Origin of the sequence: Citromicrobium bathyomarinum, from assembly GCF_038594485.1 — a bacterium.
GTDB classification, from domain to species: domain Bacteria; phylum Pseudomonadota; class Alphaproteobacteria; order Sphingomonadales; family Sphingomonadaceae; genus Alteriqipengyuania; species Alteriqipengyuania bathyomarina_A.
In genome coordinates, this window is the sequence record NZ_JBCFZG010000001.1 from 691,059 (window position 1) to 710,496 (window position 19,438).

Genomic DNA, 19,438 nt, shown 5'->3' on the forward strand with positions numbered 1-19,438 from the left:
CGGGCCCTTATGGGTTGGTCATGACAGGTGCGTGTCAGCGCTAGCCGGTCACACGTTGAACTTGAACATCATGATGTCGCCATCCTGCACGAGGTATTCCTTGCCCTCCTGCCGCAGCTTTCCGGCTTCCTTCGCCCCGGCTTCGCCGCCCAGCGCAACGTAATCGTCGAAGGCGATGGTTTCGGCGCGGATGAAGCCGCGTTCGAAATCGGTGTGGATTTCGCCCGCCGCCTGCGGGGCCTTGGCGCCGGCGGGGAAGGTCCACGCGCGCGCTTCCTTCGGGCCGACGGTGAAGAAGGTCTGCAGGCCGAGCAGCTTGTATCCGGCGCGGATGATCTTCGCGAGGCCGCTTTCTTCGAGGCCCAGCTCGCCAAGATATTCGGCGCGGTCTTCCGGTTCCATTTCGACCAGTTCGGATTCGATGGCGGCAGAAACGACGACCGACTGCGCGCCTTCGGCCTCGGCCTTCGCGGCGACCAGCTTGGACAGGGCATTGCCCTCGGCCGCGTCTTCCTCGGCCACGTTGCACACGTAGAGCACCGGTTTGGCGGTGAGCAGCTGCGCCTGTTCGAACAGCCGCGCTTCCTCGTCATCGCCCGGTTCGACCAGACGCGCGGGCTTGCCGTCCTTGAGGAACTCGAGCGCCTGCCCGAGCACGCTGGCCAGGGCCTTGGCCTCCTTGTCGCCGCTGGTCGCGCGGCGCTTGGCATTCTCGACCCGCTTCTCGACGCTTTCGAGGTCGGCGAGCATCAGCTCGGTCTCGACCACTTCGGCATCGGCGATGGGATCGACCTTGTTGCTCACGTGCTGGATGTCGTCATCCTCGAAGCAGCGCAGCACGTGGACGATCGCATCGACCTCGCGGATATTGGCGAGGAACTGGTTGCCCAGGCCTTCGCCCTTGCTCGCGCCTTTCACCAGACCCGCAATGTCCACGAACGCCAACTGCGTATGGATGATCTTCGCGCTCTTCCCGATGGCGGCGATTGTGTCGAGCCTCTCGTCGGGCACCGCGACCTGGCCCACGTTGGGCTCGATCGTGCAGAACGGATAGTTCGCGGCCTGCGCGGCCTGCGTTTGCGTGAGGGCGTTGAAAAGCGTCGACTTGCCGACATTGGGCAGGCCTACGATACCGCATTTGAAACCCATGATAATCCTTGGTCGGGGTGGGGATGGAGTTGGGGCCGCTGGTAACGCCCGCGCCCGCCAATGCCTAGTCCGATGTTGTCTCGGCGCTGATACCTTCTTCGCCTGCAAACACGCCGAGCCGGTGCATTTCCTTTTGGACATACCACAGCGCGAACACATCGTAGAGCGCGTGCGCCACCATCACCGTCAGCAGCGAGCCGGTGATCCAGAAGACGGAGCCGAACACAATGCCGATGGCGAAGATGACCGCAGCAATCAGCGGCCGGGCAAAGTGGACCACGGCAAAGAGCGCGGCGGCGAATGCGATGGCCAGCGGCATGCCGACATAGTCCGCAGCAATCGTCTGCACACCGCCGCGAAACAGCGCCTCCTCACCAATCCCTGCGCCCAAAGCCACCCAGACAATGGCCGGGAGGGGCAGGCGCTTTTCGAGGAACGCGAAGTTCTTCGCCTGCGCCTGCACGAGGTATTCGGAGACTTTCGGCAAGCCGTAATAGACCGCTGCCGCCAGCACGACGAGTACCCCGGCGAGCGATGCGCCCGCGGCGAATTCATCCGCCCCGAAGGTGACGAAGGATCGGGCAGGGCGACCCGACACGACCCACAAACCCACGCCGATCGCCGTAAAAAGCAGCGTTTGCCCGGTCAGCAATAACAACAGTGTCGCGCGGCCCGGCATCGCGGGCCTCAGTCCTGCATCCTGAGCGCAACATCGTTCATGAAGCGCGCATCGTCGCTCTCGGCCAGCCACTGCGCCTCGCTCGCCATCGCGCCCAGCATGCCCGCCAGATCGTCCATTTCCGCCTTGTCGAAATTGCCGAGTACGTGGCCGGTCACCCGGTCCTTGTGCCCCGGATGGCCGATGCCGATCCGCACGCGGCGGAAATCGGGGCCGAGATGCTGGTTGATGCTGCGCAAGCCGTTGTGTCCGGCAAGTCCGCCGCCCATCCGGACCTTCACCTTGAACGGGGCAAGGTCCAGCTCATCATGGAACACGGTCAGCGCGTCGGGCTCCAGCTTGTAGAAGCGCAGCGCCTCTGCAACCGCGCGGCCGCTCTCATTCATGAAGGTCGCGGGCTTGAGCAGCAGCACCTTCTCGCATCCGATGCGGCCTTCCTGCACCCAGCCCTGGAACTTCTTCTGCACGGGGCCGAAATCGTGGCTTTCGGCGATGACGTCGCACGCCATGAAGCCGACATTATGCCGGTGAAGCGCGTAGCGCGGTCCAGGGTTGCCGAGGCCGGTCCAGATTTGCATGACCGGGCCTTACGGCCTCGGAATCGAAACGTCACCCCGACACTCGGTAACGCAGCCGATTGCAGCTCCAGTCGAACAGGCCGATCTTCTCGCCATCCAGCGTCGTTTTGACCAGCGCGTACTGCCGATCATACGCATCCGGCTTCAAGCGTTTACGGATGTCGGACTTCAGAAGCCTTGCGCTTTCCACGTAACCGTCGAGCGCGGCATCGACGATCGCGTTTCCGCTCGGGACGAAATCGGCGCGCTGGCGGTGATAGAAATATTCGCACAGAACCGCGGGATCGACGCCGATCTCTCCCGCATAGGTCACGGCATAATCCTGGTCGTCCATTGCGGCATCGTTCGACGGCGCCTGCGCCAGCGATGCACTTATGGCCAGGTTCGCGAGCACTCCGGCAATCCAGAAATTCCGCATGGCATACCTTTCATGAGGTCGCCTCGACGCTACCAAGCAGACCTGCGCGGTACAAATGACAAAGCCCGTCAGCCCCGCAGTCTTGGCAAACAAAAACGCCGGACCTCGCGATGAGGCCCGGCGTTCCGGAAATGCAGGGAAGGGCGGCTTATTCGCCGTCGACGACCTGGTCGTCTTCGCCTTCGACCGTGTCGGCCTTCTGTTCGATGACTTCGGTCTCGGTAACCTCATCGGAGCCTTCGCCTTCGGCCTTCTTGAGCGCCGACGGAGCGACGAAGGTGGCGATGGTGAAGTCGCGATCGGTGATCGCGGACTCGCTGCCGCCGGGCAGTTCGACTTCGCTGATGTGGATCGAGTCGCCGACTTCCTTGCCCTTGACGCTGATCGTGATCTCGGACGGGATCTTGTCCGCGTCGCAGACCAGTTCGAGCTCGTGACGCACGATGTTGAGCACGCCGCCCTTCTTGAGGCCGGGCGAAGCTTCTTCGTCGACGAACACGACGGGGACGCTCACATCCACCTTGGCGCCCTTCGACAGGCGCAGGAAATCGACGTGTTCGGGGCGATCGGTCACGGGGTGAAGCGACACATCCTTGGGCAGGGTGCGCACCTTCTTGCCGTCGATCTCGATCTCGATGATCGAGTTCATGAAGTGGCCGAGATCAAGCTGGCGGACCAGTTCGCGCTCTTCGACGTGGATCGTGGTGGGTTCTTCCTTGCCGCCATAGATCACGGCGGGGACACGGCCTTCGCGACGCAGTGCACGGGAGGCTCCCTTGCCAGCCCGTTCGCGCGTCTCGGCCGGCAGGGTCAGAGCGTCGCTCATCGTATACTACCTTTCGAAATACGGATTTATGCTCGGTCTCGCCACGCCTCCAGGGATGCACATGGCGCCGAGGCGCGCGCTGTTACGGGCAACAGCGCAGAAAAGCAACCGTAAAGCTTGGCACTAGGGCGTGGCGCGCCCACCGATACGCGTGACGCGGTATCCCTTAGCCTCCAGCTGGGCGACAAGGCCATCCTCGCCCACCATGTGCGCGGCACCCACCGCGACCAGCGGCAGCGGCTCTGCGGCAAGCATTCGCTCTATCTTTCCCGCCCAGTCGGCGTTGCGCCGGGTCAGCAGGGTGGTGCGGATTTCGGGGTTGCGGAGCATGCCTTCGTGGGTGAGCTTCTCGAGCCCCTCCGCATCGCCGGCGAGATACAGATCGATCGGTTCACGAAGCTTCTCGGGCGATTCCCCCGAATCCTCTACGATCGCGGCCAGCATCGCGCGCTGCGCCTGTTCGGACAATCCGTCGAAGGCGGCAAACTGCGCCGGGGCGCCTTCCAGCTCGACCACGCGGCGTTTCGCGAAATCCGCAATCAGCGCGCGGTCGATGCCGTTTTCGCTCTTGGCGCCCGTCTTCACGGCCTGCGACAGGATCAGCGCCGCGCCCCAGCTTTCGATCCGGGAGAAGTCTGAGAGGCGATAGCTCGTCTTGCCGACCAGCTCCGCCACCTTTTTCCGCTGCCGGGGCGGGACACGCTCTGTCAGCGGCGGTTGGCCAGCGGACATGGCGAGCGGCAGGAACGCACTCGCCATCGCGCGGCCATCGCCGACATCGGCCACTTCGACCGCCAGCACATCGGCCCGCGCGATCGCATTATCCGTTTCCCGGGTGCGCCACCTGGCATCGTTGGGAAGCGCATGGATCGTGCCCATCAGCCAGCCTTCGGTGGTTCCGTCGGCGCGGGCAATTTCCCACAACAGGGGATTGCCCTTGTCGGACCGGTCATCCTTGCGGTCGTCCGGTTGCCCGCCGCAGGCTGCGGTCAGGCAGGCAAGGAATGCAAGGATAACGGTGCGGAGCATCATGAACCCCTCATTGAATACGCGTCATCTTTATACCGCGTTCGGCCAGCTTGTCCTGCAATTTCTGGTTCCCGGCCATGTGGCCTGCGCCCACCGCCATGAAGATCGTGCCCGGCTGATCGAGCCGGTTGTCGATCCACGCCGCCCAGTTGGCATTGCGTGAATAGAGCATCCTGTCGGCCAGCACCGGGTCCGCCTTGAACGCTTCGTTGAGGATGGCACCCAGATCGTCGACATCGCCCACCGCCCATTCATCGATGATGGCCTGCAATGTCGGGGCGATCTGGTCGATGCTTTCGGCAGTTTCTATCAGGTAGTCGAGCTGCGCGTCCTGCGGCAGTTCGTCGAAGATCGCGAGCTGCATCTGCATGGTTTCGAGCGAATCGCGCCCCATCCGGTCGCCCACCGTGCGGCCGAGCACGGTCTCCGTGCCGTTGCTGGGATCGAACCCGGCCTTGCCATAGGCGATCTGGCTGAGTTGGAGCGTCGCGAACCACGGTTCCATCTGGTCGAGCGCGTTGGGCTGCATGCCAAGTTCTGCGAGGGCTGCTTCGTACGTCGTGCGCTGGTCGTCGCTCATCAGGCTGCGGACGGTGGTGCCCTGGGGCAGGATTGCGGTCTGCTGGACGATGACTGGCACTTGCGCCAGCGCGGCGGGCGACATGTCGATTTCGGTCACCAGTGTTTCGCTGGAATCGAGCGCGGTCTTCACCGGGCCGCTGTACCAGTCGACATCGTCGGGCAAGACGTGGACGGTGCCGAAAACGTAGATCGTCGTATCGTCGTCCGCGACCTTCCACAGCGCCGGTTTGCCAAGCTCGATATCGCTTGCCGGGGCAAGAGTGCTTGCAACAGGGGCGGGGTGCTCCTGCGTCTGCGCGCACGCCATCGTGCTGGCCGCCAGGGCAAGCGTGACTATGCCTGAGAGGATTTTGTTCGGTTTCATGGGATCGGCCTTCCTTGGCAAAGGTTGATGATTTGGCGGCTGGGCCTGCGTGTCAGGCTTCGTCTTCGACGAAGATGCTTTCGATCGGCATGCCGAAGAGGCGCGCGATCTTGAATGCGAGGCCCAGCGAGGGATCGTGCTTGCCGGTTTCGATCGCATTGACCGCTTGCCGACTGACCTCAAGCTGACCGGCGAGATCGGCCTGGCTCCAGTCGCGTTCTGCGCGAAGCACCTTCAGGCGGTTCCTCACAGGCTGCTCCGCAGCCATTTGATATGGAAGCCCACGAAGAAGGCGAGCAGGGCCGCCGGGCCCACGAAATCAGCCGTGATCGCCTGATCGCGGATCGATCCGTTGAACCCGTCGACGAACCCTTCGACAAAGGGCGCGGCGAGGAAGATCACGACGACCGCGGCGAACGCCAGGCCGGTTCCGGCGCTCCACAGCTGCTCGATATACTCGTCGCGCATCCGGCGCAGCAGCAGCATGAGCAGGCTGACCAGAAGGACGCCGATCGACAGGCCTCTGATGAAATCTGGCCAGTCGAGCGTCGCGGCGAGGATGTAGAGGATCGTCGCCACGAAGCCCATGACGGCCGATGTGAGGTACATCCGTGTCCGTTTCTGCGGGGTCATGATCACGCCCCCACCGCTTGCAGCAGCCTGACCGCAAGTGTTCCGGCACCGTATCCGGCAAGAAATATGAACGAGAGGGCGACTGCGGCGATCGCGTAAGTCGATGGCTTTTTCAGGTCGATATGCATGGGACACTCTCTGCGGTTGTCAGGTTATGCTGACTATATGTCGCGATTCGCTGTCTATGTCAATAATACCTGACATGGAGACGCGAACTCCTGACACTCGGGGACGCACGTGAGGCAAGCCAACGCCCAAAAACGAAAAGGGAGGCGCGTTTCCGCACCTCCCTCCCAAGCTGGCAATGTGCCGTCCTTACTGGACGCGCGTAACCGTGACCCCCCGTTCACCAAGGAAATCCTGCACGCTTTTGCTCCCCGCGAGATGTCCTGCGCCCACCGCAATGAAGACGGTGCCGGGTCGATCCATCCGATCGTCGACCCACGCGGCCCACTTTGCGTTTCGTTTGTAGAGCAGCGCGTCAGCCAGGTGCTCATCGTCGAGGCCGAGGTTCATCAGCTCGGCCAGTCTGTCTGAATCGCCTTCCAGCCAGGCGCTGGTCATCCGTTCCATCAGCGGCGCGATCTGATCGATATTGCCGGCTGGAGCCATCAGGAAGGCGATCTGCGACTGCTCGGGAAGCGAATCGAACATGTCGATCTGCTGGTCGAGCGTTTCGAGACCGGTGCGGATCGCGTCGTCGGCCGCAAGTTGGTCCACCGCCAGTTCGACGCCGTTCTCCATCGAATAACCCGCCTTCATCAGGGGGATCATCGCCATGTTCATACCTGCGAACCACGGTTCGAAGCGGTCGAACGTTGCGACCGGCATCCCCAGTGTGGCGAGCGCGGCTTCGTAACTGGCGCGGTCCTCTTCACTCAGTCGGTCGCGCAGTGTCGAACCGTCCGTCAGCATGGCCTTGCCCATAACCATCTGCTGGGCGGCAGGGTCCTTGGCGGCGTCCATCGGGATTTCGGTGACCAACTCGTCGGCCCCGGCGAGCGCGGTTTCGATCGGTCCATCGGACCAGCGCGCACCCTCGGGCAGGGCGTGGATCGTGCCGAACAGGTAAACCGTGGTATCCTCGTCGGCGATCTTCCAGAGCGCGGGCTTGCCGACGAGCGGAGCGGTTGCCTCCGCCTCTTCGGGGGCGGCGAGGGCTGGCACGGCGGCGCCGAAATGGAGCGAGAATGCAAGGACACCAAGTGCGGCGATGCCTGCCTTGAAACGTTTCACGAAATTGCTTCCTTTTGTTGCGAGTGACGCGGGAGGTGCCGCGTCGCGACCCCTGATCTTTGTCAAGGACGGTTGACCATATGTATGGGACGATTGTCTGAGTCAACGAGCCTTTCCACAATGGCAAGGTTGCGCGTCATTCTCGCCCTGTCGCCCGCGCAGGATTGACCCCCCATCGCGCATCAGCCATTGCGCCGCTTCATGGAACGGAACCCGCAATCGTCTTTCCAGGATATGATCCTCGCCCTGCATGATTTCTGGGCGGCGCAAGGCTGTGTCATCCTGCAGCCCTACGACATGCGGATGGGGGCGGGGACGTTCCACACCGCGACCACGCTGCGCGCGCTGGGGCCGGAGCCATGGAACGCCGCCTTCGTGCAGCCATGCCGCCGGCCGACGGATGGCCGCTATGGCGAGAACCCGAACCGGCTGCAGCACTACTACCAGTATCAGGTGATCCTGAAGCCGAGCCCGCCCGACATCCAGAACCTCTATCTGAAATCGCTGCGGGTGATCGGGATCGATCCGCTCAAGCACGACATCCGCTTCGTCGAGGATGACTGGGAATCGCCCACGCTGGGCGCATGGGGGCTGGGCTGGGAAGTCTGGTGCGACGGGATGGAGGTGACGCAGTTCACCTATTTCCAGCAGATGGGCGGGTTCGACTGCAAGCCGGTCGCTGGCGAGCTGACCTACGGGCTCGAACGCCTCGCGATGTATATCCAGGGCGTCGACAACGTGTACGACCTGAACTTCAACGGCGGTACGGCCTCAAGTAGCGAAGCGGTAGGCCAGAAAAGGCGCGTATCCTATGGCGACGTGTTCCTCGAAAACGAGAAACAGATGTCGAAATGGAACTTCGAGGTCGCCGAGACGGATGCGCTGTTCGACCTCTTCGCCAAAGCGGAGAAGGAGTGCGAGAACGCGCTCGCCAACAACGTCCCCATCGCCGCCTACGAACAGGCGGTCGAGGCGAGCCACATCTTCAACCTGCTGCAGGCGCGCGGCGTGATCTCCGTACAGGAACGCGCGAGCTACATGGGCCGCGTGCGCGATCTGGCGCGCGGTTCGTGCGAGAAGTACGCAGAACTGATGGCGCCGAAGTGGGCCGAGCAATACCCGGAGTGGTCATTATGAACGCCAAGCTGCGCGCACTGGTGGGGGAATACATGCCCTCGGGCATGAAGATCTGGCTCATGAAACGCGCCTCGCGCGACGACGGCTTCGAGGCCTTGCATCATGACGAACATCTGCGCGTGACGCGGCTGGCGGACGATGCGGACAGCGATGCGCACACCGTCTTCGTGTGTTTCACCGGCATCAAACAGGGCCTGGGCGGGCTGGGCGCCGAGGAATTCGTCGGGTCGACGAGGCGCGAAGGGCACACCGCGCTTTTCGTCAGCGATCTCCAGCGATCCTGGTACAACGGCTTCCCGCCCGAACACCTCCAGACGATCCTGCGCCCTTATGTCGAGGGCCGCAGGGTGATCACGCTGGGCAATTCGATGGGCGGTTTCGGCGCCATCTGGGCCGCGCAATGGCTCGGAGCCGAACGCGCAATCGCTTTCGCGCCGCAATTTTCGGTCCACCCCGACATCGTCCCGGGCGAGACGCGCTGGACCGAATGGCGCAACCGGATCAGCGAGTGGCGCGTGCCGAGCTTGCTGGATTCTTTCGCGGATGGAACCGACTACTTCGTATTCCATGGCGATGCCGACAGCGAACATTACCACCAGTTTCCCGAGCGGCCCAACATCCTGAACGTGGTCATCGCCGATTCGGGGCACGGGCCCGCGGCGAAGCTGAAGGAGGCGGGGGTGCTGGGCGAGGTTTTCGCTCAATGCCTGTCGGGCAAAGACCCGCGTCCGACCATCCGTGAAGCAGGGCTGACCCTGAAACCGATCAGCAGCGACAAATGAACGACTTTCTCCTCGAACTGCGCTCCGAAGAAATCCCTGCCCGGATGCAGGCGGGTGCGCGCAAGGAACTCGAAAAGCTGTTCCGGCGCGAGATGGATGCTGCGGGCGTTTCCATAGGCGAGATCACCGTGTGGTCGACCCCGCGCCGCCTCGCGCTGATTGCGCGCGGGCTGCCGACCGAGACGCGGGCCGTCAGCGAAGAGGCCAAGGGGCCGCCCGTGGGCGCTCCCGATCAGGCGGTCGACGGCTTCTGCCGCAAGAACAACGTGACCCGCGACCAGCTGGAAGTGCGCGACGTGAAGGGCCGCGAGACCTGGTTCGCGGTGATCGACACGCCGGGCAGGGCGGTGCGCGATGTGCTGGCCGAGGCGATCCCCGCCATTATCCGCGACTTCGCCTGGCCCAAGTCGATGCGCTGGGGCGCGGCCTCGATCTCCACCGAAAGCATGCGCTGGGTGCGGCCGCTGAACGGTATCGTGGCGCTGCTGGGCGACGAGGTGGTCGAGTGCGAGGTGCATGGCGTTAGCTCCGGCGCGGTCACGCTGGGGCATCGCTTCCACCACTCGGGCGACATTACCATCGGCGATGCGGACGACTACGCGGTCAAGCTGCGCGCCGCGCATGTGATCGTCGATCACGAGGAACGCGCTGCGCTGATCCGCGAAGGCGCGGCGAAGGTTGCCTCCGAAGCGGGGCTGAGCCTTGTCGAGGACGAAGGTCTGGTGGTCGAGAATGCGGGCCTGACCGAATGGCCGATACCGCTGCTCGGCCGGTTCGAAGAGGATTTCCTCGAAGTCCCGCCCGAGACGATCCAGCTCACCGCGCGGGTCAACCAGAAGTATTTCGTGTGCCGTAAGCCCTCTCCCCCCGGGGGGAGAGGGTTGGGTGAGGGGGCCTCGAACGATGCTCAAGGCCAGCCCCACCCCCCGACCCCCTCCCCTGAAGAGGAGGGGGGGAGTTTGGCCAACGCCTTCATCTGCACCGCCAATATCGAGGCGGAGGATGGCGGGGCGGCCATTGTCGACGGCAACCGCAAGGTGCTCGCCGCAAGGCTCTCCGACGCGCGTTTCTTCTGGGATGTGGACCGCAAGAAGACGCTGGCACAGCACGCCGAGGGCCTGAAGCGGATCACCTTCCACGAGAAGCTGGGCACCGTGGCCGACAAGGTCGAGCGCGTGGCCAAGCTCGCCCGCTGGCTGGTGGAAGAGGGGATAATCCTCCCCGAAACGGGGAGGGGGACCACCCCGGACCTGATCCGGGGTGGTGGAGGGGCACCGTCAGCCGCTCCGACCGACGACGGCGCGAGTGCAGGGAACGTGCCCCTCCACCATCCTGCGGATGGTCCCCCTCCCCCGACGGGGGAGGATCGGGCGTCTGTGGCCGACACTGCTCAACTTGCGGATTGGGCCGAACAGGCCGCGCGGCTGTGCAAGGCCGATCTCGTCACCGAAATGGTCGGCGAATTCCCCGAGCTGCAGGGCCTGATGGGCGGCTACTACGCCCGCGCCGAGGGCCTGCCCGATGCCGTCGCCGACGCGATCCGCGATCACTACAAGCCGGTCGGGCAGGGCGACGAGGTGCCGACTGCGCCGGTGACGGTGGCGGTGAGTTTGGCGGATAAGCTGGATACGTTGGTTTCGTTCTTCGCGATCGACGAGAAGCCGACTGGCTCGAAAGATCCGTTCGCACTTCGTCGGGCGGCGCTTTCGGTGATCCGCCTTCTCGACAGCAACGCTCTGCGCCTCAACATCTCTTCCGCTCATGCTGAGCTTGTCGAAGCATTGCACTTCTCTTCCCAAGGGAAGGACAGCCCTTCGACAGGCTCAGGGCGAGCGGGATCGGGTGATTTACTCGACTTCTTTGCCGACCGTCTCAAGGTCCAGCAGCGCGAGGCGGGCGTCCGGCACGACCTGATCGACGCAGTGTTCGCGCTTGGGGGCGAGGACGATCTCGTTCGCCTGCTCGCCCGCGTCCACGCGCTCCAGTCCTTTATGGAAACCGAGGACGGGACCAACCTGCTCGCAGGCTACAAGCGTGCGGCGAATATCCTGAAGAAATCTCCCCTCCCCGCGGGGGAGGGACCGGGGGTGGGGGGTGCCACGTCCGAGGCGTCGAACACCCATCCCCAACCCCTTCCCTCAAGCGAAGGGGCTTCGGAAGACGACGATGCGCCGCACACCGGCGAGGAAGACCCGCTGGCGCTGGTCGACGATCCCGACATGCGCGATATCGTCGCCGCAGGGCTGACCGACCGCGCCAGCAAGCTCGCAGCGAATTCGCTGTCCTACACGCCCGAACCGGCCGAAAAGGCGCTGATCGATGCGCTCGACGCTGCCGGGCCCAAGGCCACCACCGCTATCGAAGCCGAAGACTTCGAAGGCGCGATGGCCGCGCTCGCCAGTTTGCGCGCACCGATCGACGCGTTCTTTGACAGTGTGACCGTGAACGACGAAGACGCCGCCAAGCGATCGGCACGTCTTGCCCTGCTCGCGCATTTCCGTGACGCAGTGCACAAAGTCGCCGATTTCTCGAAGATCGAGGGATAAGGCCGGAAAAAACGTCAAAAAAGCGGAATCTGTCACCCTGAGGGCGGATTGTCGTTGAAACACAAAGCTTTGCTCAGGGTGACACATGGGTGACACGTGTCACCCCCGTAAGCAGGAAGTGTCAGCGTAAGCACAGTGATCGACAAGGAACAGCGCAACGCCATGAGCAAGACAGTCTACCACTTCGGCGGCAACGCAGACCATTCGGATCCGCGCCAGAAGGACAAGACCATCACCGGCGGCAAGGGCGCGAACCTTGCCGAAATGGCGAGCATCGGCCTCCCGGTGCCTCCCGGTTTCACGATTACGACCGAAGAGTGTCTGGCCTATCTCGACGGTGCGCACGAATTTTCCGACAAGCTGCGCGACGCGGTGGCGCAGGGCGTCGCCCATGTCGAACAGACCGTTGGCAAGAAACTGGGCGATGCGAGCGATCCGCTGCTCGTCTCGGTCCGCTCGGGCGCGGCGATTTCGATGCCCGGGATGATGGACACGGTCCTCAATCTCGGCCTCAACGACGAGACGGTGAAGGGCCTCGCGGCAACCAGCGGCGATGCGCGCTTCGCGTGGGACAGCTACCGCCGCTTCATCCAGATGTACTCGGACGTCGTCCTCGGCCTCGATCACGGATTGTTCGAGGAAGCGCTGGAGATCATGCGCGAGGATAACGGGTTCTACTCGGATACCGAGATGCAGGCCGAGCACTGGGAAGCACTGGTCGGCGAATATCTGAAGATCGTCGCGAACGAGCAGGACGAGCCTTTCCCGCAGGATGTGGAAACGCAGCTGTGGGGCGCGATCCGCGCGGTGTTCGAAAGCTGGGATAGCGAGCGGGCGAAGATCTACCGCCGGTTGAACGACATCCCGCACGATCTGGGCACCGCGGTGAACGTGCAGGCGATGGTGTTCGGCAACATGGGCGATAGCAGCGCCACCGGCGTCGCCTTCACCCGCGATCCCTCGACCGGTGAGAAGTACTATTACGGCGAATGGCTGGTGAACGCGCAGGGTGAGGACGTGGTCGCAGGCATCCGCACGCCGCAATACCTCACCAGGGCGCGCCGCGAGGAAGCCGGGGCCGACAAGCCGAGCATGGAAGAGGCCATGCCCGAAGCCTACGCCGAACTGGCGCGCGTGTTCGACCTGCTCGAAAAGCACTACAAGGACATGCAGGATATCGAATTCACCGTGCAGCAGGGCCAGCTGTTCCTCCTGCAGACCCGCAACGGTAAGCGCACCGCCAAGGCCGCGCTCAAAATGGCGGTGGATATGGAGGGCGAGGGGCTGATCGATCGGCGTACTGCCGTGCTGCGCGTCGATCCGATGGCGCTCGATCAACTGCTCCATCCCACGCTCGATCCCGATGCGCCGCGCGATGTGCTGACCAGCGGGTTGCCCGCGTCGCCGGGCGCGGCGAGCGGCAAGATCGCGCTCGACGCGGATACGGCCGAGCAATGGGCCAATCGCGGCGACGCGGTCATCCTGGTGCGGGTCGAAACCTCGCCCGAGGACATTCACGGGATGCACGCGGCCAAGGGTATCCTCACCGCGCGCGGCGGGATGACCAGCCATGCAGCGGTGGTCGCGCGCGGCATGGGCCGCCCCTGCGTTTCCGGCGCGAGCGGCGTGTCGATTGACCGGCAGGCGCGTACCCTGCGGATCGGCCAGGCCGAGCTTTCCGAAGGCGACGTCCTCACGCTCGACGGTGGCAACGGCCAGGTGATGCGCGGGCTCGTCCCGACGATCGAACCCGAACTGGCGGGCGATTTCGGCACCATCATGGAATGGGCCGACGAAGCGCGCCGGATGGGCGTGCGGACCAACGCCGAAACGCCTGAAGACTGCAAGACCGCGCGCAGCTTTGGCGCGGAAGGCATCGGCCTTTGCCGGACCGAGCATATGTTCTTCGATGCGAACCGCATCATGGCGGTGCGGGAAATGATCCTCTCCGAAACCGAAGGCGGCCGGCGCAAGGCCCTCGCCAAGCTGCTGCCTGAACAGCGCAGCGATTTCGAGGCGATTTTCGAGGTGATGGCGGGCTTGCCGTGCACGATTCGCTTGCTCGATCCGCCGCTGCATGAATTCCTGCCGTCGGGAGAGGGCGACTTTGCGGAGCTGGCCGAGGCAACGGGAATGGAGACCGAGCGGCTCAAACAGCGGGTGAGCGAGCTGCACGAGTTCAACCCGATGCTGGGCCATCGCGGCTGCCGCCTGGGAATCACTTTCCCCGAAATCTACGAGATGCAGGCGCGCGCCATCTTCGAAGCCGTGTGCGCCGTGAAGGATCGTAGCGGCGAGGCGCCTCTGCCCGAAGTGATGATTCCGCTGGTCGCGACCAAGCGCGAGCTGGAGATCCTGCGCGCGCTGGTCGATCGGGTGGCCGAAGAGGTGTTCGCCGAGAAGGGCACGCGGGTCGAATATCTGGTCGGCACGATGATCGAGCTGCCGCGCGCCGCACTGATGGCGGGCGAGATTGCCGAAGAAGCGCGCTTCTTCAGCTTCGGCACCAACGACCTTACGCAGACCACGCTGGGCCTGAGCCGCGACGACGCGGGTCGGTTCCTCGGGGCTTACGTCGATCGCGGCATCTTCGCGCGCGATCCCTTCGTCAGCCTCGATGTGGACGGCGTGGGCCAATTGGTCGAACTGGCTGCGGAGCGCGGGCGCGCAGCCGACCCGAAGCTCAAGCTGGGCATCTGCGGCGAACATGGCGGCGACCCCGCCAGCATCGGGTTCTGCGAGCAGGTCGGGCTCGACTACGTCAGCGCCTCACCCTTCCGCGTGCCGATCGCGCGGCTTGCGGCGGCCCAGGCTGCCCTGAAAGCTTCGGCTTAGCGGAAAGACTAACCCCAACCCGTGAGGGAGAGGATTTCCAAGGTCTCGGTGACCTTCCCGTCGTCTTCCCTCAGCGACACGAAGCCAGCCTGCGCGCGCGCCCAGCTGGACCGGGTGAAAGCGGGCGGGGCATCGGCGAGCACGCCGGTTAGCCCCTGATCGCGCAGGTCCGAAACGAGGCGATCGAACGCGCCGTAGCGCGCCCGAAGGCTGCGGCTGTCGACCACGTGCTTGGCAAACCCCGCACGGCTCAGCAGGCCACTTGCAGCAGGCCGGTCGATCTGCGGGTGGATGCGGGCATGGGTCCGCTCTCCGTCGGCAACCTGCACCACCTGCCGCATCGCCGGCAGGGTGCCCGCGCCAAGGCACTGGGCGATCATCATCCCGCCCGGCTCCAGCGCGTGACGCATCAGCATCAACGCACCCGGCAGGTCGTTGAGGGTGTCGAGCGCGCCGAGGCTGAGCAGGTAGCGGTAGGTGCGAGGGTAGGGCTGCTCCTCGTCGAGCTCGTCCGGCCCCACGCTCTCGACGGCGAATCCCCGCGAACCGAGCGCGGGCGCCAGCTGTCCGGTGATATCGCCGATGACCAGCGTCGATCCCGGTTCGGCGCGGGTAAAGTCGAGCCGTTCGAGGATATCCTCGATCATGTCATCGAACACGAAGCGCGCGGCGTCGTGTGCCTGCTGTCGGGCAAGGGCGCGATGATAGCGAGCCCGTCTGCGCTCGGGCGAAAAGATGCGAGGGACAGTCCGTTCGTTCATGGCGCTTGCCTACATGGGGGCAGGGGGGCAGCATAGCCCGCGATGACCAGCAACACCCTGTCCTCCGCCCTCAGGCCGCTGGTCGACTTCGTCTACCCACCGCGCTGCCCGCTATGTGGGGAGGGGATCGCCGCGGGACCGGGCTTGTGCGCGGCCTGCTGGGATACGCTCGAGTTTCCCGGTGAACCCGCCTGCATGCGCTGCCAGACACCGCTCTCCTTGGTCGAGAGTGACGACATCTGTCACGCATGCCGCACCACACCGCCTCGTCATTCGGGCATCGTCGCGGCGGTCTTGTACAACGATCCCGCGCGGCAACTGGTCCTCAGGTTCAAGCACGGCGGACGAATCGGCCTCGCCGGCCTGATGGGGCGGTTGATTGCGGCCCGGTTGTCCGGCGCGCCAGAGGATGCCATCCTCGTGCCCGTACCCTTGCATCGCACCCGGCTGTGGTTACGCGGCTACAACCAGTCGGCCCTGCTGACCGACGCAATTGCGCGTCACAACGGCCATGCGGTGATGGTCGACGCTCTACAGCGAACCAGGCACACGCCCAAGCTCGGCGGTCTGGGTCGAACAGCGAGGGCGCGAACTTTGCGCGGGGCGATCCGTGTACGTCGTTCCGCCACCCACGCTCTCGCTGGCCGTGACGTCATCCTCATCGACGATGTGCTGACGAGTGGAGCGACGACGGGCGAATGCGCGCGCGTATTGCTCGACGCGGGGGCCGGAAGCGTCCGTATTGCCTGTTTCGCCCGCGTTGCCGAGAAGAGTTGGGCAGAAAACGAAACGCCCGGGACCATTACGATCCCGGGCGCCGCGTGACGAAACTTACAAGGACTGCCCGGCCGTTCCCCCGAAAAGCCGATCGGCAATCCAAAACCCTCGTCTTAACACCCCCGGAAAACCCCCATCCGGGTGTGCACCCCCTGAACCCGGCGCGTCGTAGGCGGCGCCTTGGCCTGAAGGGTGACCGTCTCCGATCACAAACAGGAGTTTTTCCAAATTCGGGGCCGCTGGCAAAGGAGTCGTTGTACTAGAGAAAGGATTCGCTCACGAGTGTGATGCTTTTGACACAATTCGGTCGCGTAGCGGCCACGCCACGACAGGAATGGAACGATGCCCGAGCACGACGCCGATCTCAGGGAAAAAGGCGAGGTCTTCATGCCCAAGTTCGGGCCCGATGGGCTGCTCACCGGAGTGGTAGTCGATGCCTCGAGTCGCGAGGTGCTGATGGTTGCCCATCTCGACCAGGAGGCGCTGGACGCTACTCGTGAAACCGGTCTTGCCCATTTTCACTCACGCTCGCGCGGAAAGCTGTGGTGCAAGGGGGAGACGAGCGGAAATGTTCTGAAGGTGCAGGATATCCTCGTCGACTGCGATCAGGACGCGATTGTCATCGTTGCCGAGCCTGCTGGCCCTGCATGCCACACAGGGGCACGCAGTTGCTTCTATCGCAAACTCGACGCGCACGGACGGTTGATGGAGTCGGATGCTTGACCTTTACGTAAAGGGCATTTATAGGGTGGGCATGACCCAAGCCGCCGCCAAGAGCGCGTATTCGGGTGCAGGGGCCCACCTTGAGCGTCCCGATGCCCAAGCGCGAGAAACCTATTCGATCTCGGACCTGACCGCCGAGTTCGATTGTACCGCCAGGGCGCTTCGCTTTTACGAGGACGAAGGGCTGATCCAACCGACCCGCCACGGGCTGTCACGCGTTTACTCCAAGCGTGACCGGGCCAGGCTGGCCTGGATCATGCGGGCCAAGAACGTCGGCTTCAGCCTTGCCGAGATCAAGGAGATGATCGACCTGTACGACCTTGGCGATGGCCGGGTCGAACAGCGCCGCGTCACCATCGAACGGTGCCGCGCGCACGTCGCCAAGCTGAAGCAGCAGCGCGACGATATCGATTCCTCGATCAAGGAACTCACCGATTTCATCGCTCATGTCGAGCAGGTCGAACAGACCGATCAGGACTAACCCCACACTACCCGACCCGAAGGACCCCGGATGCCCAGCTATACCGCACCGACCCGCGATTTCCGCTTCATCATCAATGAGATGCTCGATCTTGAAAGCTACGGCAACCTGCCCGGCTTCGAGAACGCGACGACAGACATGGTCACTTCGATCATCGACGAAGCAGGCAAGTTCACCGCCGAAGTGCTGCAGCCGCTCAACCAGGTCGGCGACCAGGAAGGCTGCACCCGCCATGAAGATGGCTCGGTAACCACCCCGACCGGGTTCAAGGAAGCGTTCGACCAGTTCCGCGAAGCGGGCTGGGGCACGCTTTCCATGCCGGAAGAATTCGGCGGGCAGGGCCTGCCGCACGTTGTCGCTTTCGCGATGGAAGAGATGATCAGCTCCTCCAACCAGGCTTTCGGCATGTATCCGGGTCTGACCAACGGTGCGATTTCAGCGCTGATCGCCAAGGGCAGCCAGGAGCAGAAGGAAAAGTACCTGCCCAAGATGGTCAGCTGCGAATGGACCGGCACGATGAACCTGACCGAGCCGCATTGCGGCACCGATCTGGGCCTCATCCGCACCAAGGCCGAACCGCAGGCCGATGGCAGCTACGCGATCACCGGCACCAAGATTTTCATCTCCGCCGGTGAGCACGACATGTCGGAGAACATCATCCACCTCGTGCTGGCAAAAACGCCGGGTGCGCCCGATTCCTCGAAAGGCATCTCGTTGTTCGTGGTGCCCAAGTTCCTCGTCAATGACGACGGCTCGGTGGGTGAGCGCAATGGCGTGATGTGCGGCTCGATCGAGCACAAGATGGGCATCCACGGCAACTCGACCTGCGTCATGAACTATGACGATGCGAAAGGCTGGATGGTCGGCGAGGAGAACAAGGGCCTCGCCGCGATGTTCATCATGATGAACGCCGCGCGCCTCGGCGTCGGCATCCAGGGCCTCAGCCAGGCGGAAGTCTCGTACCAGAACGCGGTGACCTACGCGCTGGACCGCCGTCAGGGTCGCGCGCTGACCGGCCCGGCCGAGCCGGAGGAGAAGGCCGATCCGATCTTCGTCCACCCCGACGTGCGCCGCATGCTGATGGACGCCAAGGCCTTTAACGAAGGCATGCGCGCCTTTGCGCTGTGGACCGCGCTGCAGCAGGACCTGAGCCACGCGCTGCAGGACGAGGACGAGCGTCAGCTGGCGGACGACCTCGTCGGCCTGATGACCCCGGTCATCAAGGGCTACGGCACCGACAAGGGCTACGACGTCGCCAACAACATGCAGCAGGTCTACGGCGGGCATGGCTACATCGCCGAGTGGGGCATGGAGCAGTTCGTGCGCGATGCGCGGATCGCGATGATCTACGAAGGGACCAACGGCATTCAGGCGATGGACCTCGCCGGGCGCAAGCTGGCGATGCACGGCGGCCGCGCGGTGCAGGCGTTCTTCAAACTGGTCGACGATGAAGTCGCGGCGGCCAAGGACGAAGAAGGCATGGCCGAGCTGGCGGCGGCGCTGGAGAAGGCCGTCGGCGAGCAGAAGGCTGCGACCATGTGGTTCATGCAGAACGCGATGGCCAACCCCAACAACCTGGGCGCGGGCGCGCATCACTACATGCACATCATGGGCATCGCCTGCCTGATGCTGATGTGGGTCAAGATGGCCCGCATCGCCAAGGCCGCGCTGGCGGAGGGTAGCGACGACAAGGCATTCTACGAAGCCAAGATCGCCACCGCCCGCTACTTCGCCGACCGCTTCGTGCCCGATGCCGGTGCACTGCGTCGCAAGATCGAAAGCGGCAGCGAATCGATGATGGCGCTGGGCGAAGAGGCCTTCGCCACCGCTTCCTGATCGCCCGAGTCGCAGCGTCACGCTGTGACCTAGTTGATGAAGTGCAGACGCGGGGTGCCCTTCCCA

Annotated in this window: 20 protein-coding genes; 8 read left to right on the top strand and 12 right to left on the bottom strand. The window is 64.0% G+C overall.

What is annotated here, in order from left to right; genetic code table 11:
- Positions 1–48 precede the first annotated feature (48 nt).
- From ychF to AAG591_RS03505, 11 genes are all read right to left on the bottom strand, one after another.
- Complete coding sequence (gene ychF / locus AAG591_RS03455) at positions 49–1,149, bottom strand: redox-regulated ATPase YchF (RefSeq protein WP_342529575.1); 1,101 nt, start codon at positions 1,147–1,149, stop codon at positions 49–51.
- A 64-nt stretch (positions 1,150–1,213) separates the two neighbouring features.
- Entirely contained in the window at positions 1,214–1,828 is a 615-nt protein-coding gene (locus tag AAG591_RS03460) for a CPBP family intramembrane glutamic endopeptidase (protein WP_342529576.1), read from the bottom strand.
- An 8-nt stretch (positions 1,829–1,836) separates the two neighbouring features.
- Positions 1,837–2,406, bottom strand: a complete 570-nt coding sequence (gene pth, locus AAG591_RS03465; protein ID WP_342529577.1) for an aminoacyl-tRNA hydrolase — start codon at positions 2,404–2,406, stop codon at positions 1,837–1,839.
- Between the two features lie 31 nt (positions 2,407–2,437).
- Positions 2,438–2,824 (bottom strand): hypothetical protein, encoded by a 387-nt coding sequence (locus AAG591_RS03470; RefSeq protein WP_342529578.1) that lies wholly within the window; start codon positions 2,822–2,824, stop codon positions 2,438–2,440.
- Between the two features lie 148 nt (positions 2,825–2,972).
- A complete protein-coding gene (locus AAG591_RS03475; RefSeq protein WP_342529579.1) occupies positions 2,973–3,650 on the bottom strand; it encodes a 50S ribosomal protein L25/general stress protein Ctc in 678 nt (225 codons plus the stop codon).
- A 123-nt stretch (positions 3,651–3,773) separates the two neighbouring features.
- Positions 3,774–4,682, bottom strand: coding sequence for a TraB/GumN family protein (locus tag AAG591_RS03480; RefSeq protein WP_342529580.1), 909 nt, complete (start codon positions 4,680–4,682; stop codon positions 3,774–3,776).
- A gap of 7 nt (positions 4,683–4,689) precedes the next feature.
- Complete coding sequence (locus AAG591_RS03485) at positions 4,690–5,625, bottom strand: TraB/GumN family protein (protein ID WP_342529581.1); 936 nt, start codon at positions 5,623–5,625, stop codon at positions 4,690–4,692.
- Between the two features lie 52 nt (positions 5,626–5,677).
- Positions 5,678–5,875 (bottom strand): helix-turn-helix transcriptional regulator, encoded by a 198-nt coding sequence (locus tag AAG591_RS03490; protein ID WP_342529582.1) that lies wholly within the window; start codon positions 5,873–5,875, stop codon positions 5,678–5,680.
- Positions 5,872–6,258 carry a hypothetical protein gene (locus AAG591_RS03495; protein WP_342529583.1) on the bottom strand — a complete coding sequence of 129 codons (387 nt, stop codon included), beginning with the start codon at positions 6,256–6,258 and terminating at the stop codon, positions 5,872–5,874. The genes AAG591_RS03490 and AAG591_RS03495 overlap by 4 nt, the downstream gene beginning before the upstream one ends.
- A gap of 2 nt (positions 6,259–6,260) precedes the next feature.
- A complete protein-coding gene (locus AAG591_RS03500) occupies positions 6,261–6,386 on the bottom strand; it encodes a hypothetical protein (RefSeq protein ID WP_342529584.1) in 126 nt (41 codons plus the stop codon).
- Between the two features lie 187 nt (positions 6,387–6,573).
- Positions 6,574–7,494 (bottom strand): TraB/GumN family protein, encoded by a 921-nt coding sequence (locus tag AAG591_RS03505; protein WP_342529585.1) that lies wholly within the window; start codon positions 7,492–7,494, stop codon positions 6,574–6,576.
- Positions 7,495–7,695: 201 nt separating this feature from the next.
- Here AAG591_RS03505 and AAG591_RS03510 point away from each other — a divergent pair, with 201 nt between their 5' ends.
- From AAG591_RS03510 to ppdK, 4 genes are all read left to right on the top strand, one after another.
- A complete protein-coding gene (locus AAG591_RS03510) occupies positions 7,696–8,631 on the top strand; it encodes a glycine--tRNA ligase subunit alpha (protein WP_342529586.1) in 936 nt (311 codons plus the stop codon).
- Positions 8,628–9,413: an alpha/beta fold hydrolase gene (locus AAG591_RS03515; RefSeq protein WP_342529587.1), complete on the top strand. Its 786-nt coding sequence runs from the start codon at positions 8,628–8,630 to the stop codon at positions 9,411–9,413. Before AAG591_RS03510 ends, AAG591_RS03515 begins: the two co-directional genes overlap by 4 nt.
- Positions 9,410–11,959 (top strand): glycine--tRNA ligase subunit beta, encoded by a 2,550-nt coding sequence (gene glyS / locus AAG591_RS03520; RefSeq protein WP_342529588.1) that lies wholly within the window; start codon positions 9,410–9,412, stop codon positions 11,957–11,959. The genes AAG591_RS03515 and glyS overlap by 4 nt, the downstream gene beginning before the upstream one ends.
- A gap of 162 nt (positions 11,960–12,121) precedes the next feature.
- Positions 12,122–14,794: a pyruvate, phosphate dikinase gene (gene ppdK, locus AAG591_RS03525; RefSeq protein ID WP_342529589.1), complete on the top strand. Its 2,673-nt coding sequence runs from the start codon at positions 12,122–12,124 to the stop codon at positions 14,792–14,794.
- A gap of 8 nt (positions 14,795–14,802) precedes the next feature.
- Here the strand turns inward: ppdK and AAG591_RS03530 are convergent, their stop codons facing one another.
- Entirely contained in the window at positions 14,803–15,453 is a 651-nt protein-coding gene (locus AAG591_RS03530) for a hypothetical protein (RefSeq protein ID WP_342529590.1), read from the bottom strand.
- Positions 15,454–15,597: 144 nt separating this feature from the next.
- Between AAG591_RS03530 and AAG591_RS03535 the strand changes: the two genes are divergently transcribed.
- The 4 genes from AAG591_RS03535 to AAG591_RS03550 all read left to right on the top strand — a co-directional run bounded on the left by AAG591_RS03535 (position 15,598) and on the right by AAG591_RS03550 (position 19,372).
- On the top strand, positions 15,598–16,380 hold the full coding sequence (locus AAG591_RS03535; RefSeq protein ID WP_342529591.1) for a ComF family protein: 783 nt from the start codon (positions 15,598–15,600) through the stop codon (positions 16,378–16,380).
- Positions 16,381–16,674: 294 nt separating this feature from the next.
- Positions 16,675–17,055 (top strand): phosphoribosyl-AMP cyclohydrolase, encoded by a 381-nt coding sequence (gene hisI / locus AAG591_RS03540; protein ID WP_342529593.1) that lies wholly within the window; start codon positions 16,675–16,677, stop codon positions 17,053–17,055.
- Positions 17,056–17,086: 31 nt separating this feature from the next.
- Positions 17,087–17,536: a MerR family transcriptional regulator gene (locus AAG591_RS03545; RefSeq protein WP_342529594.1), complete on the top strand. Its 450-nt coding sequence runs from the start codon at positions 17,087–17,089 to the stop codon at positions 17,534–17,536.
- 30 nt (positions 17,537–17,566) lie between these two features.
- Complete coding sequence (locus AAG591_RS03550; RefSeq protein WP_342529595.1) at positions 17,567–19,372, top strand: acyl-CoA dehydrogenase C-terminal domain-containing protein; 1,806 nt, start codon at positions 17,567–17,569, stop codon at positions 19,370–19,372.
- The last annotated feature ends 66 nt before the right edge of the window (positions 19,373–19,438 follow it).